The sequence below is a fragment of the Mycoplasmopsis californica genome, from assembly GCF_000695835.1.
Lineage (GTDB): Bacteria > Bacillota_I > Bacilli_A > Mycoplasmatales > Metamycoplasmataceae > Mycoplasmopsis > Mycoplasmopsis californica.
The window spans coordinates 603129-622067 of the sequence record NZ_CP007521.1 but is presented as its reverse complement, the minus strand read 5'-3'; the positions used below and the strand labels follow the sequence as shown (position 1 = coordinate 622067).

Here is an 18939-nt window from a genome sequence, read left to right as displayed (position 1 = left end):
ATATGGCACAATAACAACAAGGGATAAATTTAAATTAATAGATTTTTTCAGTAAAAAACGTGTATAAACATAGAATTTTATCAAGCCACACTGAGCAAAAAAGTTTATTTAGCCACTAATTTTTGTTAATTTAACAATGAAATTTATTCATTAAGTGTATTATTATTTAGCTTTTATAAAAAATATTAAGTTTTTCAAAAAAAGGAGATTCTATGAAAAAGAAACCTATAGTTTTTAGCGATGTCGACGGTACAATTTACACTTCAAATGGTTATGTATCAATTAGTAATTTAAATGTTATTAAAAATAATAATTTAAGCTTCAATATTGCAACTGGTAACCCTATTTGTCCAAAAATGTTTAAGTTAGCAAAACTAACAAACGCTGACTACATTATTGGATCTAGTGGTGTACAAATTTATGATTTTAAGCATTATAAATTTGTTCGTGAAGAATTTATTTTACCAGCAGATGTTAAAAAAATTTTCGACTTATTTAGAGAACATAAAATTTCAGCAGCTGGTTGAAGTTCGGATGCTTTTTATATTTTTCGTGAGGACGATAAAGAATTTTTAAATAGAATCTATTTCAAATATGAAAATTTCGATCAATTTGAACTTTATGAAGGTCAAGAAATCAAAAAAGTATCAAAAATCGAGGTATACTTTGAGATGACTGAAAATGTTGATGAATTGATGGAAAAACTAAAAAAATTCAATGTTAAATTAATTAAAACACATATGAATCTTGAAATCCTTCCGAAAGGAGCATCAAAAGGCAGAGCGATTCTTTGAATGTTGGAAAATATTTTTACTCAGCACTCAACAAATGATGTTATGGTAATTGGAGATAGCGAAAACGATTTTAGTATGTTCAAACGTTTCAATTATTCATATGCAATGGACAACTCAAAAGACTTTGTAAAAGAAAAAGCTAAATATGTTACTCGTTCAGTCCAAGAACATGGATTGGGATTGGCGATTTTAGATTATTTATCGAAATTTAATTCAGGCGAGGTTGATAAAACTGAACCTAATATTATTGATGAAGATGATGATTAATTATATATAATCAGTATAAAAGACTGTTTTTCTAAACATTTAAGTCTAATATGCGTAAAAAGAGAGGGTTAAATGGCGAAGTTTATTGATGAAATTAAAATTCAGCTGATTGCTGGAAAAGGTGGTGATGGAATGATTTCGTTTCGCCGTGAGGCCCACGTTGATAAAGGTGGGCCAGACGGCGGCGATGGCGGCCGTGGTGGTAATATCTATTTTGTAGGTGATTTAGGAAAAAATACTCTTTTATCACTATACGGAAACAAAAAAATTACTGCTGATGATGGAGTTAATGGTGGCCCGAAAAACCTATATGGAGCTGCGGGAAAAGATAAATATATACAAGTTCCAATTGGTACAGTTGTTTATAAAAATGGTAAAGTAGTTGCCGATATTATTGAGCCAAAAGAATATTTGGTGGCAAAAGGCGGTCAAGGTGGCCGTGGCAATATGAAATTTAAATCTCCACGGAACACCGCTCCAAGAATAAGTGAAAACGGTACAAAAGGCGAGCAATATGAAGCTCATATTGTTTTAAAAATAATGTCAGATGTCGGTGTTGTTGGTAAGCCATCAGCTGGAAAAAGTACATTATTGAGTGCAATAAGTAATGCTAAAGCTAAAATTGCTGAATATGAATTTACAACGTTAGTGCCACAACTAGGGATGGTTAAATATTATGACAAATCATTTGTAATTGCAGACTTGCCTGGATTAATTGAAGGGGCATCACAAGGAAAAGGATTAGGTATTCAATTTTTACGCCACATTGAGCGTTGCCGTGTAATTGCTCACATTATTGATTTTGGTAGCGAATACAAGGATCCGATCGCAGATTTTGAAATAATTAACCAAGAGTTAAAATCATACAGCTTAAATCTTGAAAATAAGGATCAATTAGTTATAGCTAATAAGTCTGATTTACCAAATTTTGCGGTTAATATTGCTAAATTTAAAGAAAAATATCCTCATACTAAGATTGTTGAAATTAGTGCCTTAGGTGTTGAAAATCTTGACGAGGTTAAAAAAGAATTACTTGAACTAATTGAACTTAACAAATTGAAACCGACTGAAGAAATTGAAGATGATTCAGTTGTGGAAATTCAACTTGAAGAAGATTATAAGGTGATTTCTCCATATGCAGGGTATTTTGAAATTAGTGGACCAAAAATCCAGCAATTATATGACAAAATTCCACTAGTTAGCTACGATAACCTCTTAAGATTTAATCATATTTTAAAAAAAATTGGCGTCTGAGATGAATTAATAAAAAAAGGTATTCAAACAGGTGATAATGTTAGAATATTTGAATATGAATTTGAATGAGACGGAGAATACTAAAAAAAGAGCAATTATTGCTCTTTTTTTAATTTACTTAAACAATAGTAAAATGTGTTTATTAGTAAAACACAACTTCTTATTCAAGATAGTCATCTAATTCTTGAAATTGTCTAAGTTCATTGTCTTCGAGAAATTGAAATAGATCTACTAAACCATCTTCTGAATCTGTGAAGTAAATTTTATCGTTAGTTTTTAAGTTTTTTGCTAAAAACCTTGGATTATTATTTACTGTATCATTCATAATTAAAAAATCAGAATCTAGTTTTTTTGCTCTTTCAAATATTTTTTTACTTTTAGACACATCTTTAATAAATTCAACATTGACATCAAGCGAACGGAATTTATTTGAAATTAACAATAGAAAATCCATTGATTCTTTATTGGTTGATCCAATTGTAATATGAACTTTTTCTAACTCTGAATTATCTGGAACTAAATCATCCTCAAATAAAATATCTGCGGCCCTGTCTACACCAAAACCTCAACCACTTGCAGCAAGTTTTGGGCCGCCAAGGTCTGAAATAAGATTTGAATATCTACCCCCACCAATTATTGTTGATTGTGATCCTTTATTTTTAGATGTTGAAACAAATTCATACACGATTTCATCGTAGTAATCTAGACCCCGAACTAATGAGTAATCAATTTGATATTTTATTTCCAAGTAGTCAAGAATTGAAAGTAGGTCATAAAAATATTTATTGCTGTTTTGGTTTAAAAAATTATTGATTTTAGGTGCTTTTTTAACAAAATCTTTTTTAGAATCTTCTTTATCGTCAAGAATTCGTAAAACATTGCTTTCAAGTCTTTGTTGAGAATCTTGTGATAGATCGTTTTTGTATTTAGCGAAGTATTTTTTTAATTCATTTTGATATTTATCCCTAGCTTCTTGATCACCTATTGAATTGATTTTTAGCACTGTATTTATACCCATGATTCCTAAAATTTGTTGTGCAAAAGAAATCAATTCGGCTTCAATATACGGATTAGCCTCTCCAATATATTCAGCACCTGCTTGATAGAATTGTCTATAACGCCCTTTTTGTGGTTGTTCATAACGAAACATTGGTCCAAAGTATGAGAATTTTTGCACTGCTTCAGTTGAATATCATTTATTTTCAATGAAAGCACGCACAAATCCGGCGGTACCTTCAGGTCTTAAAACAACTTCTCGATCACCTTTATCTTTAAATTCATACATCTCTTTTTTAACTATATCACTGCCTGCAACAGAGCGCTTAAAAAGCTGCGCTGGCTCAATAATTGGTGTTTCAACATAGTTAAAATTGAAATTTTGTGATGATTTAATGAAAATAGAACGAATGGTTTCCGTCGTAATTGCTTGTTTATGCGAATAATCCCTTGTTCCCTTGATTCGATTGAACATTTTCCCTCCATTGCTTTATATTAATCTATATTATACAAAAAGTGTGTTCTGCCCGTGTAAAAATGTATTATGAGATATTTCGCCAACATCAAATATTAATTAATTTATAGTATTAATGCTACAAAATCACGTACATTTAATATAATAATTTAAGTATTAATTAGGAAGGTGAAATATCATGTTTACTGAGAACGAGAAAAAATACAAAACAATCTTAAGCAATCTTTTAGGAGTGAGTGCGGGGGATAAAGCTATCTTTACAAAGATAGATAATACATATTTCTTTGATTTTTATAAAACCTTTGGCAAAGACGTTTTTGATCAAATTTATAATAGCAAAGACTTTAATATTGACATTTTATAGCAAAAATTTTACACAGTTGCAAAAGCACTAATGGAGTGTGAAGACTATCACCAAGCATTCGCAATAATTCAGGAAAATAAAATTAATGTAAATGATTACAAATTGCGCATGCTGAAACGTGACTTTAAAACAAGTGTTAAAAAAATAGCTGACGATTTAATTGTCCAGTATCAAAAGCAATCAGTTAAATGGTCAATGTTTTTAAACCGTGCTCAAGAAGTATATGAACAAACTAATATTTGACCGATACACATCGGATTTATGTATGTTAAAGTGAATATAGAAGGTAAAAGTATTTATGCTCCATTGTTTTTAAAGGAAGTGAACATCAGCCTTGACAATTCAAAACCTCGTTTATATTCAATTAGCGGTATTAAACCCAATGAAAAATTATTGTTTTTATTAAATAATGCTAATTTTGATGTTAATACTTCAATTGAACCAGAGAATCTAAGTATTCGTGAGTTTTATGAAGCTCTAAAACATAATTGAAGTAAAATGTATCCTAATTTAGCACCACTTAACAGCGAATTTGAAATACAAGGTCCGGAAGAAATAACTAATGAACCTCTTGAATTTTGTCCCGGTGTTGTTTTAGGTTTATTTCAACCATCAGGTGGTTATATTCGCAACAGAATGATGGAAATTATTAAAAACGGTGAGATTAATAAAATTATTACTACTGAGTTTAAAAAACAAAAATACATTGATAATGTTGAAAATTTTGTTCTTCACCCACAAAAAAGTTTATTCCGCATTACACCTACAAACTTTAGCCAAGATCAAGCAATTGCATCTTCATTAATTCAAAACACAGTGATTTGAGGTCCTCCCGGAACAGGTAAATCACAAACTATTGTTAACTTATTAACTAATATCTTGATTTATAAACGAACAGCTGTTGTTTGTTCTCAAAAAAAAGCTGCTCTTGAGGTTATTAGAAACCGTATGGGGTCATTAAAGTCTTTTTGTTTATTCATGTTGAACACAGCAAGTGTTAACAAAAAAGCTTTTTATAAACCATTAAAAGAATATTTAGATTTTATTGAACATTTTAATGAAGATGATAATTTAAAGCCATTACGAATTTTAAGCGCTAGAGAACTTAAATATGTAAGCTCAATCGCTGATTTTGCTAATGATCACAAGTTTAAATTGATTGCCCGAATTTTACCACTAATTAACGATTATTTACCATATTTAAATAAAGAAAAATGGGAGTTTTTACTGAGTTTACCTTCATTTTTCACTTATCCATCTAAATTTGGTTTTGCCACACTAAAAGAACTGCAAAATTGATTATTAAAAACAAACCGCTTACAATGGAATTTTTTCACACGCAAACGTAGTGCTCTAATTAAGTTATCAGAAGGTATTTTTGAACACTTCAATGGCACAGAAATTAATTTAGCATCTCTAAAACATATTGCATCAGATATGGATTTAACTGATTTTGAATTTATGAATTCACTTTTAGCAATAATTCCACCTGAAAATCGTCGTGAAATAAACGATGAAAATGAAATTAAAAAATATGTTTCAAAAATAATTGTTGATCGTTATGAGCAATTAAGTCCTGAAGAAAAAGAAATGTATTCAGAGTTTGCTGTTACAGTCAGAATTGGTAAAACTGAACCATATAAATTCATTAATAAATTTGCTAATATTATCAAAAAATTATTTCCAATTATTATTGTTACTCCTGATGTCGATTTATCGGCGTGGTCAAAAGAAGAATTTGATTATGCAGTCTTAGATGAATCGAGTCAAATATTTGTTGAGCAAGGTTTACCTGTGCTTTACTTAGCAAAAATTAAAGTGTTGGCCGGTGATGACCAACAAATGAAGCCTTCAAGTTGATTTGAAATTAGAGTAACTGATGATGAATCGGTTTATGGTATTACACTTTCATTGCTTGAATTTGTTACAGGGCTTGGCGTTCACAGTATTTTATTAAACAAAAACTATCGTTCAAGACAAGCGGCACTAATGACTTTTAGTTCAAAACACTTCTACGATTCAAAACTTGATGTAATTGATTCAGCAGAGATCAAAGATAGCGACGTTGCAATTGAGGTTATTGAGGCCAACGGACATTGAATTGACAATAAAAACTTAATTGAAGAAGAAATTGCAATTGATCTATTGCAAAAAAATCTTAATAAGTATGAAAAAATTATTCTTTTATGTTTCAACTCGCCACAACAAGAATCGATTACAAAAAGGTTATTTGAATATCATCCAGAAATCGCTGACAACCTAAAAAACAATAAGCTTTTACTTAGAAATATTGAAAACATTCAAGGTGATGAAGCCGATTTGGTTATTGCAACTATTGGATATGACGCCAGTGCAAAAATCCACTCAACATTTGTTGGGCGTAATGGTGGCCGTAACGCCTTAAACGTTGCGATTTCACGGGCAAAAGATAAAATGATCGTAATTAAGTCTATTCAGTCAAGTGACATTATAATTTCCAAAGAAAATGAGGATGTTTGAACATTTAAAAAATGACTTGAGTTCTTAGAGCTTGACCATAAAGAAAGAAAAGAATTCTTGAATTTAGATATCCAAAGAACTAGGGAAATTGAATTAAATGTAACTAAAGAAAAATCTGAGCTATTTTTCGAAATTTACGAAACATTGAACAAACATGTTCAACAAAAACCTTGAATTGAAGTTTACCAAGATTATCCATTAGGTACTTTTAATGTAGATCTTTTAGTGAAATACAATAATGATAATGCATTTGCTATCATGGTTGATGATTATGAGTACGCAAATGATCCAAAAAAATATTTAGAATTTAAAGATTTAAATAAATTTATCCGTGCAAAAGAATATAAATTATATGTTCTAGATCGCTTAAAATGAGAGCAAATTAAGGACGATATTACCTATCAACTTGATTCATTACCAATCCCTAAGGTTATTAATGATTCATCTGAAGATACTGCACTAACTATTGATGGATTAACGAACAATAGTTTAACGCAAATTACACAGGATGATAAGTATGACCAAAATAACAATTTTTCAAGTAATGACCCATATTTAGAATATATAGATAGTCCACAGACGCCATCAAGCAAAAACACGTTCACCCAAGTGCAACAAACTCACACTCAAACTATTGAACATACACAAATTGATACAGGTTTTACACAATTAAACACACAAAATTTAAGTAATTTTAGTTTTTTGCAATCTCCCGAAATGGAGTTAGAAAACGATATTGACACAAGTACAATAATGTATTCAAATGATGATTTAGTCAGCACAAATACGCAGATAGAAGAAAATGATTCAGACTTAATTCTTCCACCTCCGACCGAACTTTTGGTTCGAGAAAATGCTGAAAAGGATATAAATAACGTTGATTTATCTGAATTTGATCATTCAATAAATGTTTTAAACAACTCTGAAACTGAGAAAAAAACTAGTATTCATTTAGGTTTGATCCCTGAAAAAAATGTAATACAAGATCAAATAAATGAAGTTCAATCTGCTAATGAATACTTAAATTATGAAAACTCGAGATTTAATAAAAACCAAGATGAAAACACTACTTCAGAGCGAACGGAAAATTATACCCTTGAAGATAGTGTTGTTCAAGATTTTGATACACAGCAACATGACTTATTAAATAATAATAAATCAATGTTTGAAGACACAAACACAATAGTATTAGATTCTGTTGCTGACGACATCGAACGTAAAACCAATGAAATTCTGGATGATTTAGACAACTATGATTTTGATAACAAACAAAGAACAAAAAATCATAAACAATTTATAAATACACACAAAAATACTGATTTAACACAAGAAAATACTAATTCATCTGAGCTATCCTTAACAGCAGAATTAGATGCGATGAACGCTGTATTCGATGAAAAAGCGGACACATACGACAACACTCACAAAAAATAAAAACACAAATTTAAATATTTGTGTTTTTTATAGTATTTATTGTTTAAATTAAAGTATTTTATAAGTAATTAATTATGAAAAATAAGCATAAACCTTATCGTAATCAGGTTCAGTAGAAACTTCTGGAACATATTCAACGTGTAAAACTTTATTATTTTCATCTAAAACGAATATTGCACGCGTCAATAATCCCACACCTTCTAAAACTGTACCGGTTTTTAAACCAAAATCTCTATGTCTAAACTCACTTAAAGGAATGATTTTTTCATTATTCTTAGCTGTGCATCAACGGCCAAAAGCAAAAGGTAGGTCACAACTTACAGCGACTACTGGATAGTCTTTATCTTTGAAAAAGTTCATGAATTTAGTCGTTTCCATTTCACAAACACCTGTGTCAATTGATGGAATTGAGAATATTAATTTTTTAGATTTCGGCAATGAATTTAAGTGAAAATCGCTCATGTCCAACTTAACGCCCACGAAATCTGGGAATATATCACCAGCTTTAATTTCTTTACCTAATAAATTAGTTGGGTTATTTAAAAATTTAACTTGCATATTTAACCTCCAAAATTGTATATAAATTATACCTTAATGGAATAGTACTTTTTATTTTTCCAATTTGTTCAACGATATATATTGTCTTCATTTTTATATTTTAGTAATATTGTTGTGTTTTTAACCTAAAAGTGATAAATTTTTCCATTTTGGTATCTTTTCTAAAAAAAGAAAAAATATATAAGTGATGAGAAAGAAATTATGAATACTAGGAACTGTTTCTGCTGTTGGTTTTTTTGGTCTTGCCTTGTCTTTGACTTTTGATCAAAAGCAAACTTATATTCAAAAACAAATTGAACAAAATGAATTGAAAGAAAAGTCCAAAACATCAAGACTAAATAAAAAAATAATAACAAACCAGGAATTAAAAGTGAATAAAGTTGAAGATATTGTCGGTAGTATAAAAACAAATAAACCACCAAACAAAAAAATGATTAAGACTACAAATTTTAATGAAAAAGAAGAGAAAAATAAAATATCATGAAAGGAGATAAACAGTACCAAGCAACTAATTAGTTTAGGAATTTCTCGCTCAGTTGCAACCAAATTAGTAAAATATCGTAAGTCAAACCATGAAACATCATGAGAAAACATCGGAAAGATAAAAGGCATTGGTGCGAAAACTATAGAAAAATTAAAAATCTTTTTAATCCTGTAGTATCTAGAATTTTAGTTGTACTTAGCCCATTATGCTTGCACTTGTCACTCTCACCAATTCAAACTCAGTACTTTTGAATTTTATCTTTTGCTCTAATATCGGTTTTAATATTAATATTTCACCCTAAAATGTTATTGCTTTTGATTTTCATATCATCATTCTATTTAATATTTAAATTTTTGCGAGCCGGGGAATTTTATGAAAATGGAAATTATTTTATTAAAGCAAAAGTAACCAAAGTTTCCCAAAAATATGCAATTTTAAACGTTAACAATAATAATTTTTTGATTTATTTAACACCTTATACAACAAAATATCCATTGCGTCCAGGACAACTTGTTGAAGTGCAGGCAAAAATAATAAAAATAACCCAGGATAATAATTTTTATTTTTCAAACAATATCAATTACTTAATTGAAAAAGGAGTTGTAACAAGAGTTGACGAGCCTTTATATTCTTTTTTCTTTGCAATCGAGAATTGAAGTAAAAAGGGTTCGTTATTATTCCAAAAATACTGAAAATTAATTGTTTTTGGTCAAAATTATGAAGCAAATGATATTACAAAAAGAGCTATTGAAATCAATATATTATACTTATTAGTTATATCGGGATTACATTTTGATATTCTTTTTAATTTTATTTTTACTTTAATAGGCAAAATTAAAAACAAAAATGTAAATAGAGTCGCCGAATGATTTGGAATTTTTATTTGTTTTCTTTACTTATGTTCTCTAATTAATTTTATAAGTGGGTTACGAGCTTTTATTATGCAAGTATTTAGCCGAAAATTCAAAAAATATAAAATATATTCAATTCCAGTTGCAGCTATTGTAATTTTTTATGTTAATTTTAACTTAATAATTTCAATTAGTTTTATTTTGAGTTTTAGTACAACTATAATTATAATTTTGGTGAACAAGAATTTAAAAATATTTAAAGTAAAGAACATATTTTTAAATTATTTAATAATAAGCGTGTTAATTTATTTTTACACATGCTTGTGAACACTCAAATTAAATAATTTTATTAATATAACAGGATTTTTATATGCTATATTTTTTGCTCCTGTTGTGGAAATTATCTATTTATTTAGCTTATTGTTTTGATTTAGTCCAGATTTTTTACACTTTATTTATTTTGCACTAGACCAATTAATAAATATTGCTTCTTATTTTAATCTTTTAGTTATTTTTGATATTTATATATCGCAAAATTCCATGTTAATTTGGTTGTGTTTATGAGGGTTTTTGTTATCTTTTAACCTAATTTATAGGCATTTTAGAAAAATAAAAAAAATTTAGCAGAATAAGTATTAGAGTGCTAAATTATGGTAAAATAATTGCATACAAAAAGCAGATTAAAAATTTGAAAGGAATAAAATTATGGCGAAAGAAGTTATTATCGGTATTGACTTAGGTACTACAAACTCGGTTGTTTCAATCGTGGATAACGGTACACCTGTTGTTTTAGAAAATATGAATGGAAAAAGAACAACTCCATCTGTTGTTTCATTTAAAGACGGCGAAACAATTGTTGGTGAAAATGCCAAAAATCAAATTGAAACAAACCCAGATACAATTGCTTCTATTAAAAGATTAATGGGAACAAAACAAACTGTTAAAGCAAATGGAAAAGAATATAAGCCTGAAGAAATTTCGGCGATGATTCTTGCTAATCTTAAAAAATATGCTGAAGAAAAAATTGGACACAAGGTTGAAAAAGCGGTTATTACAGTTCCTGCATACTTCAATAACGCACAACGTGAATCGACAAAATTAGCTGGGAAAATTGCCGGTCTAGATGTTTTAAGAATAATTAACGAACCAACAGCCGCTGCATTAAGCTTTGGTTTAGATAAAACCGAACAAGAGAAAAAAGTTTTAGTTTTTGACTTAGGTGGTGGTACATTTGATGTTTCAATTTTAGAATTGGCTGATGGTACATTTGAAGTTTTATCTACTGCTGGTGATAATGAGTTAGGTGGTGACGATTGAGACTATGAAATTGTTAACTGGCTAGTTGAAAAAATCCAAAAAGACCACAATTATGACGTAAAACAAAATAAAATGGCAATGGCTCGTTTAAAACAAGCCGCCGAAAAAGCGAAAATTGATTTATCTTCTTCAATGGTGGCAAATATTTCACTTCCATTCTTAATTTTTATTGACGGACAAGCTCCAATTAACATTGAAGCAACATTAAAAAGAAGTGAATTTGAACAAATGACTGCTAAACTTCTTGAAAGAACCAAAGCTCCAATTGATAGAGCTCTAGCTGATGCAAAAGTTTCATTATCTGAAATAAGTGACGTTCTATTAGTTGGTGGTTCAACAAGAATGCCTGCTGTTCAAGAATTAGTTGAAAAGAGATTGGGCAAAAAACCTAATAAATCAGTAAACCCTGATGAGGTTGTTGCTATGGGTGCTGCAATTCAAGGTGCCGTTTTAGCTGGTGATATTGACGATATTTTATTGGTTGATGTTACTCCGCTTACACTTGGAATTGAAACTGAACATGGTGTTGTCGCAGCTTTAATTGAACGTAATACTCGTATTCCGATTACTAAAACTAAAACATTTACGACTGCTGCCGACAATCAAACAGCGGTTACAATCCATGTTTTACAAGGTGAAAGAAAATTAGCAAATGACTGTAAATCATTAGGTAGATTTAACCTAGAAGGAATTGAACCGGCACCAAGAGGCGTTCCTCAAATTGAAGTTTCATTTACAATCGATGCAAACGGGATTACAACAGTTGCAGCGAAAGACGCTAAATCAGGTAAAGCTGAAACATTAGTTATTAAAAATTCATCGAAAATAAGTGATGAAGAAATTGAAAAAATGCTGAAAGACGCTGAAGCAAACCGAGAGGCAGACGAAAAAAGAGCACAAGAAATTGAAACAGAAGTTCGTGCAGAATCGTTAATTAGCAAAATGAAACAATCTCTTGAAGAGAATAAAGATAAAATTAATGAAGAACAACAAAAACAAACACAAGAAAAAATTGATGAGTTGCAAAAACTTCTAGAATCAAAATCATACGATGAGCTAAAAAATAAACTTGATGAAATTGATAAAGCTTTTGAATTTATTGCTCAACAAATGCAAAAACAAGGTGAAAATAATCAAGAATTTACTGAAGAGGACGTTGAAAAATAATTCAATATTTAATTGAAGACAAAAAAACACGGAGAACTATCTGTGTTTTTTCTTATTTTGTGAGAAATCAAAGGAATTTCAACACCAACCTATATTTTATTTTATATATTTTGGGAATTTTTGAAATATGTGATTTTTTTTGAGAGTTTGAACTAAAATATATATTATGAATAATTTAGCTAATGAATTAAGACCACAAACACTTGATGATATCATCGGACAACAAAATAACGTTAACTTATTAAAAGAAATAGTTGAAAATAAGCTAAAAACATCTTTTATATTTTATGGCGAATCGGGAACAGGGAAAACTTCGTGCGCTATTGCATTAGCTAATGATTTAGGTCTTAAATATGATATTTTCAATGCGAGTATTGATTCAAAAGTTGATTTGATTGACAAAATTAGCTCCAATCAAATTGTTATTATTGACGAAATACACAGATTGAATAAGAATTTGCAAGATATATTGCTTTCTTATCTTGAATTTGACCGCGTGACAATTTATGCAACAACTACCGAAAATCCATATTTTAGAATTGTTCCGGCGCTAAGAAGTAGGATGCAAATATTGCAATTCAACAAACTGAGTGAAGAAGAGGTTTTCAACGGTATTAAGAAGGTAATTAAGTCCAATTTTTCTAATCTGCAAATTGATGATGAAAATATTAAAATTCTAGTTAAACATTCAACTGGTGATTATCGGTTTTGTTTAAATAATTTACAAATGTTAGCTTTTTTATCTAAAAGTCAAGTAATAACGAAGGAAACTATTACTAAATTAATACCAAATATCAATTTTTATTCAGATATGAACTCCGATGCTCATTATAATAATTTATCAGCATTCCATAAATCAATGCGAGGTTCTGATGTTGACGCCGCACTTTATTGAGGTGCATTAATTTTAAAAACTGGCGATTATCAAGGACTTTTTCGCAGAATAAGTGCAGTTGTTTATGAAGATATCGGATTAGCAGATCCAAATGCAGCATTACGAGTTGAAGCGGCTTTAAACGCAGTTGAACGACTGGGATTTCCTGAAGCAAATTTACCGATTTTTTACCTAATTTCATTTATTGCTTTAAGCCCAAAAAGTAATAGTACATATTTAGCAATGCAAAATGTCCAAAAATTTATTGATGAGGGAAATATTTATGATGTGCCGATGCACCTTCGTGAATCGCATTATGCCTCAGCATCTAATTTAGGACATGGCATTGGCTATAAATATCCACACAATTACCCAAATCATTGAACTAAGCAAGCATATTTACCCAAAAACATACAAAATATTGAGTTTTTTACCCCTGCTCAAAATGACTTAGAAAAAGTAAAAACTTATTATCAACAAATTAAATCTTGAAAGGAAAAAAATGACAAAAATTAATTTAGAACAAATTAATACATTTGAAGAACTTAAATTAGCTAAAAACAAAGTATATGGCAAGGATGGTGAAATTGCCAAATTACAGAATGAATTAAAAAATGCTCCAAGTACGGAAAAAAAATTAATAGGCCAAAAAATAAATGAGTTAAAACAGCAATATGAACAATTATTCGCACAGGCTGAAAAACATATTGAGGAATTAAGGATTTCTAGACAAATCTCCAGTGAATATGTTGATGTTACTACACCGGTAAATAAACCTGGTTCATTGCACCCCTTAACAATTATTTGTGATAGATTACGTGATTGATTTACGCAAAACGGTTATTTTGAATCAAAAGCTGGTGAAATTGTCTCAGATTATTACAATTTTGAAAAATTAAATATGCCATCAGACCATCCGGCCAGAGCCATGCATGATTCACTTTATTTAAATCCGACAACACTTCTTCGCACCCATAATACTGGGATAAGTGCGCTAGAATTAGAAAAAAACGCAAATAAACCACTGAATAATTTTGCTATTGGTAAAGTTTATCGTAATGATGAAGACGATGCAACTCACTCTCATCAATTTATGCAATTAGACTTTGTAAGTGTTGGTCAGGTAAGCTTCCCGAATTTAATTTGAACATTAAAGTCGCTATTAAGCTATGTTTTTGAAGAAGAATTAGAGTTAAGATTACGTCCAAGTTTTTTCCCATTTACTGAACCAAGTGTTGAAGTTGATATTTTTTATAAAGGTCGTTGGATTGAGGTCTTAGGTGCCGGAATGCTACATCCAAACGTAATGAAATTAGCTGGATATAACAGTAAAAAATATAATGGTTTCGCAGCCGGAATGGGAATTGAAAGATTAGCGATGATTAAATACGGAATTAAAGATATTCGCGAGTTTTATAATAATGATTTAAGAACGTTAAAACAATTTAATGCTGAAAAATAAATTTAATAATTTTATTAACACAGAAAAAACCCAAGAATACTTTAAAAAACTAATAAAGTCGCTAAAAATTGAGCAAAAAACACACAAAATTTATCCACCAGAGAATCTTTGATTTCGATGCCTAACATATTTTGAGCCTGAAGATACAAAATTAATTATTATTGGTCAAGATCCTTATCATCAAGAAAGTGTTGCAGATGGACTTGCCTTCAGTACATCGTGTATCAAAACGCCAGCATCACTTAAAAATATTATTAGAGAAATAATTAACGATTATCCTAGCTCGATTATTCAAACCAATTCACTAGAATCTTGAGCAAAACAAGGAGTTTTATTGATAAACTCGATATTAACAGTTCGTGAAAATGAACCACTAGCACACAAAGATATTGGCTGAGAAATATTTACAACGAATTTGCTTAGATTTGTGTTGCGAAATAATCCCAATGTTATATTTGGCGTGTGGGGTACAAATGCTTTAAAAATTGTTAAAAGTTTGCAAGCTGAAAATTTAGTTTCAAATGCTCAAATTGTTTATACGTCGCACCCTTCGCCACTAAGTTATGCTCATGGGTCAAGTTGTTTTAAAAATTCTGGTTTTTTCAAAAAGATTAATGAAAAATTGAAGAAAAAAATTGATTTTAGTTTAAGAAAGGAATAAAAATGATTGTAACATTGAAAGAATTAAATAAGTTCATGCCAAATAAAGTACTTGATTTAAGCATTGAAAAAGACATTAATAATTTAGGTTATGAAGTTGAAAGTATAACGCCTCTTAGCGATGTTCGGGGCGTTAGATTTGCTAAGGTCGTTGATGTTTACCCTAACCCAAACTCAAAAAATTTAACTATTGTTGAATTAGAGCTCTTCTCAAAAGAACGTATTGTTATTCAAACGAATGCAAAAAATGCGAAGGTAGGCGCCTACACAACCGCTTTTGTTGTGGGTTCATCTAAAGGGGATATAACTTTTAGTTCCAAAAAAATGGCCGGATTTGAATCACAAGGAATGCTTTGCAACTTTAATGAATTAGGCTTTGATATTTCTAAATTACCATTCAATCCTGATGAAGTTATGATGCTTGATGATGAATTACCTCTTGATGCTGACCCAGTTGAATATTTTGGTTTGGATGATTATATTATCGACATTACAACACCAGCTAATCGCTCTGATGCCAACTCATATTATGTTTTAGCACAAGAACTAGCTGCCTTTTATGACACTGATTTTGTTTGATTTGATTGAGATAACAAAAAAATCAAGCCTAAATTTAAAACCTCAGTCAAAAGTAACAAAAATAACACAAATGCTCTTAGTTTTATTCAAATTAAGCTATCAAATTCAAAAACCAATCTTTTAGATATGCTGTTTTTAGCTAAACACGGAATTGAGGCTAAAAACATTTGAGCAATTGATGTAAGTAATATGGCATTAATATACACAGGTGCTCCTACTCACTCATATGATTGCTCCAAAATTGAGTCGCGCCTAAAAGCAGAGATATACAGTGGAAAAGTCAATATTCTAGGAAATAAAGAAATTGAAGTAAATAATGTTTTAGCAATAGTTGATAAAAATGGCCCGGTTTCTCTTGCTTGTGTGATGGGATTGGAAAATAGCTCAGTTGATGCAAAAAGTAAAAACATATTGTTTGAAATTGGCTCATTTGAGTCTAAATTAGTACGTCACGGAGCTAAGGAAATAAAATTGGAATCTGCATCAAGTATCCAAGGGGGACGTGGCGTAAACACACAAATGGTGCGTTTTGGAATGCAATACTTACAATTTAAGTCCTATCAAGATAAACGTAGCTTTTCAAATATAGTTGGTCTGCCAGCTAAACGAAAAGGCACATCCGTTACTCAAAATCGTAAAAAATTAGCACTGTATGCTGATTGCGATATTAAAGACTTAAAGCAATTTAGCGAGGTTGAAGCTAAATTGCTGAAATTAGGTTTTAAAATGGATAAAAATCGAGTAATCGCACCACCATATCGCAAGGATATTGCGCGATATGAGGATGTAATTGAAGAATACTTTAGATTTTATGGTTATACTAAATTTGATCCAAAGCCACCATTGCTAGAACCTTTTAAAGTCGACCGTAGAGATATCAGTAAAAACTTGTTACAGGCAATGGGCTATAACGAAATCATTACTTTTACACTGGAAAGTGAGCAAAATAATAAATTAAATCCATTTGGATTTACAAATGATGTCAAATTACAAACATTCGTTTCTAAAGAACGTGAAGTTGTTAGAAATTCAATTATTACTTCCATGCTTAAAGTAGCTGAGTACAATGTTAAACGCAAATTAGATAGTTTTAGTTTATTTGAAATAGGAATGATTAATTACAATGAGTATACCATTGGTTTAGTATCGAATATCAAAGATTTCAATGAGATAAAACAGGATATTATTAATTACACAAAATGTTACGATCTTGAATTTGTGCCATTTAAGGACAATAAGTATATTCACCCAAACGTTTCTGCTAAGATATTTTTCAAAGGAGAAATGATTGGTTGAATTGGCAAAATTCACCCAGCTTATTCTCAGTTGAATTTATGGGTTGCCGAATTTAAAGATTTACCAACAAAAAAAATTGAACTATTCAAACAATATGACAGCACACCATTAAAAACAATTGATTTAACATTTAACCTTGAATTGAATGAACCGATTAGTTCGAAAATTAATGAAATTAATTCAGCACATAATATATACTCAATTACTCAAATTGATACGTTTATTATTCAAAACGTAAAAAAAATAACACTGCGAATTACTGCGGATACAACTACGATAGATGCTATAAGTTCGCAATATAATTAGGAGTCTAAATGTACAAAAAAATTAAACTAATTGACAAAGATGTTGAAAAAGCAATAAACAAAGAAATTAAAAGACAAAATGAACACATTGAATTGATAGCATCAGAAAATTACGTTTCTAATGACGTTTTGAAAGCAACCGGCAGTGTTTTGACCAATAAATATGGCGAAGGATATCCTGGTAAAAGATATTATGGTGGCTGTGAAAATGTTGATGCTATTGAAAATTTAGCAATTGAAAGATTAAAACAACTTTTTGGAGTTGAATTTGCAAATGTACAGCCATATTCTGGTTCTGTCGCTAACGCCGCAGCTTTAGCTTCGCTTGCTAAACCGGGCGATAAAATAATGGGTCTTTCATTAAACTCAGGAGGACACTTAACACACGGGTATAAAATTAGCTTCAGCGGCATTTTTTACAAATCAGTATCTTACGAGGTTGACCAAAACGGCGTTTTAGATTATGAAGAAATAAAACGCATTGCCATTAAAGAAAAACCAGTGGTAATAATATGTGGATATTCAGCATATCCTCGGATTGTCGACTTTAAAAAGTTTCGGGAAATAGCAGATGCTTGTGGCGCAAAATTAATGGCTGATATTGCTCATATTTCGGGTTTAATCATTGCTGGCGTTCATCCTTCGCCAGTTGGTTATGCAGATGTGATTACCTCGACAACGCATAAAACACTTCGTGGCACGAGAGGAGCAATCATAATGACAAATGACGCAGAGATTGCTAAAAAAGTTGATAGATGAGTATTCCCTGGTTATCAAGGAGGGCCGCTATTCCATGCGATTGCGGGTAAAGCAGTTGCATTCGGTGAAGCTTTAAAGCCAGAATTCAAAGAATATGGACGTTCAATTGTAGCAAATGCAAAAATGTTCAGTGAGGCATTTATTAACCGAGGTGTTGAAGTTGTTTCTGGTAAAACTGACAACCATTTATTTACGCTCAACGTTTATAAAAGTTACGGAATTACAGGTAAAGAAGCTGAAAAAATATTAGGAAATATTAATATTACAGTAAATAAAAATACAATTCCAAACGACTCTTTAAGCCCAATGGTTTCAAGCGGTATTAGAATCGGAACAGCTGCAATGACCTCGCGTAAATTTACTAAGTGAGAACAATTAGCTGAGATCATTCATACACTTCTTTCAAACTTTATGGTAATTAAAAAAGATAAAACCTTATTAAAAGAGCTTAAACAAAAAGTTAAAGATCTAAGTGCGCAGTTTCCTATAATTACTGAATACTAATTTCAGTATTTTTCCAAATACTCTGAAAAAGACTGATAAA

At 30.3% G+C, this 18939-nt stretch carries 14 protein-coding genes; 12 read left to right on the top strand and 2 right to left on the bottom strand.

Going from position 1 to position 18939, the window contains the following annotated elements; all coding sequences use genetic code 4:
- Window positions 1-212 precede the first annotated feature (212 nt).
- Both MCFN_RS02500 and obgE read left to right on the top strand, forming a co-directional pair.
- Window positions 213-1061, top strand: coding sequence for a Cof-type HAD-IIB family hydrolase (locus MCFN_RS02500; protein WP_038562011.1), 849 nt, complete (start codon window positions 213-215; stop codon window positions 1059-1061).
- A gap of 72 nt (window positions 1062-1133) precedes the next feature.
- On the top strand, window positions 1134-2399 hold the full coding sequence (obgE, locus tag MCFN_RS02495) for a GTPase ObgE (protein WP_038562009.1): 1266 nt from the start codon (window positions 1134-1136) through the stop codon (window positions 2397-2399).
- A gap of 76 nt (window positions 2400-2475) precedes the next feature.
- Here obgE and hisS read toward each other — a convergent pair whose 3' ends face one another.
- Complete coding sequence (hisS, locus tag MCFN_RS02490; RefSeq protein ID WP_038562008.1) at window positions 2476-3786, bottom strand: histidine--tRNA ligase; 1311 nt, start codon at window positions 3784-3786, stop codon at window positions 2476-2478.
- 178 nt (window positions 3787-3964) lie between these two features.
- Here hisS and MCFN_RS03435 point away from each other — a divergent pair, with 178 nt between their 5' ends.
- Window positions 3965-4150, top strand: coding sequence for a hypothetical protein (locus MCFN_RS03435; protein WP_051604580.1), 186 nt, complete (start codon window positions 3965-3967; stop codon window positions 4148-4150).
- Between the two features lie 30 nt (window positions 4151-4180).
- Window positions 4181-8083, top strand: coding sequence for a DEAD/DEAH box helicase (locus MCFN_RS02485; protein ID WP_051604579.1), 3903 nt, complete (start codon window positions 4181-4183; stop codon window positions 8081-8083).
- A 72-nt stretch (window positions 8084-8155) separates the two neighbouring features.
- On the opposite strand, the gene tpx is transcribed toward MCFN_RS02485, so the two are convergent.
- Entirely contained in the window at window positions 8156-8641 is a 486-nt protein-coding gene (tpx, locus tag MCFN_RS02480) for a thiol peroxidase (protein WP_038562006.1), read from the bottom strand.
- A gap of 187 nt (window positions 8642-8828) precedes the next feature.
- On the opposite strand from tpx, the gene MCFN_RS03430 reads away from it, so the two are divergent.
- The 8 genes from MCFN_RS03430 (at window position 8829) to glyA (ending at window position 18899) form a co-directional block, all read left to right on the top strand.
- Window positions 8829-9299 (top strand): helix-hairpin-helix domain-containing protein, encoded by a 471-nt coding sequence (locus MCFN_RS03430; protein ID WP_051604578.1) that lies wholly within the window; start codon window positions 8829-8831, stop codon window positions 9297-9299.
- Window positions 9224-10600 carry an MAG0480 family ComEC-like protein gene (locus MCFN_RS02465; protein WP_408633504.1) on the top strand — a complete coding sequence of 459 codons (1377 nt, stop codon included), beginning with the start codon at window positions 9224-9226 and terminating at the stop codon, window positions 10598-10600. Before MCFN_RS03430 ends, MCFN_RS02465 begins: the two co-directional genes overlap by 76 nt.
- 81 nt (window positions 10601-10681) lie before the next feature.
- Complete coding sequence (gene dnaK / locus MCFN_RS02460; RefSeq protein ID WP_038562002.1) at window positions 10682-12460, top strand: molecular chaperone DnaK; 1779 nt, start codon at window positions 10682-10684, stop codon at window positions 12458-12460.
- Between the two features lie 166 nt (window positions 12461-12626).
- Window positions 12627-13850 (top strand): replication-associated recombination protein A, encoded by a 1224-nt coding sequence (locus MCFN_RS02455; protein WP_038562000.1) that lies wholly within the window; start codon window positions 12627-12629, stop codon window positions 13848-13850.
- Complete coding sequence (pheS, locus tag MCFN_RS02450) at window positions 13837-14796, top strand: phenylalanine--tRNA ligase subunit alpha (RefSeq protein WP_038561998.1); 960 nt, start codon at window positions 13837-13839, stop codon at window positions 14794-14796. Before MCFN_RS02455 ends, pheS begins: the two co-directional genes overlap by 14 nt.
- The gene (locus MCFN_RS02445) at window positions 14783-15457 is read left to right on the top strand and encodes a uracil-DNA glycosylase (RefSeq protein WP_235619434.1); all 675 of its coding nucleotides are present in this window, start codon (window positions 14783-14785) and stop codon (window positions 15455-15457) included. The genes pheS and MCFN_RS02445 overlap by 14 nt, the downstream gene beginning before the upstream one ends.
- Before the next feature lie 2 nt (window positions 15458-15459).
- Window positions 15460-17637: a phenylalanine--tRNA ligase subunit beta gene (locus MCFN_RS02440; RefSeq protein ID WP_038561996.1), complete on the top strand. Its 2178-nt coding sequence runs from the start codon at window positions 15460-15462 to the stop codon at window positions 17635-17637.
- Between the two features lie 8 nt (window positions 17638-17645).
- Entirely contained in the window at window positions 17646-18899 is a 1254-nt protein-coding gene (gene glyA, locus MCFN_RS02435; protein WP_038561994.1) for a serine hydroxymethyltransferase, read from the top strand.
- Window positions 18900-18939: the final 40 nt, after the last annotated feature.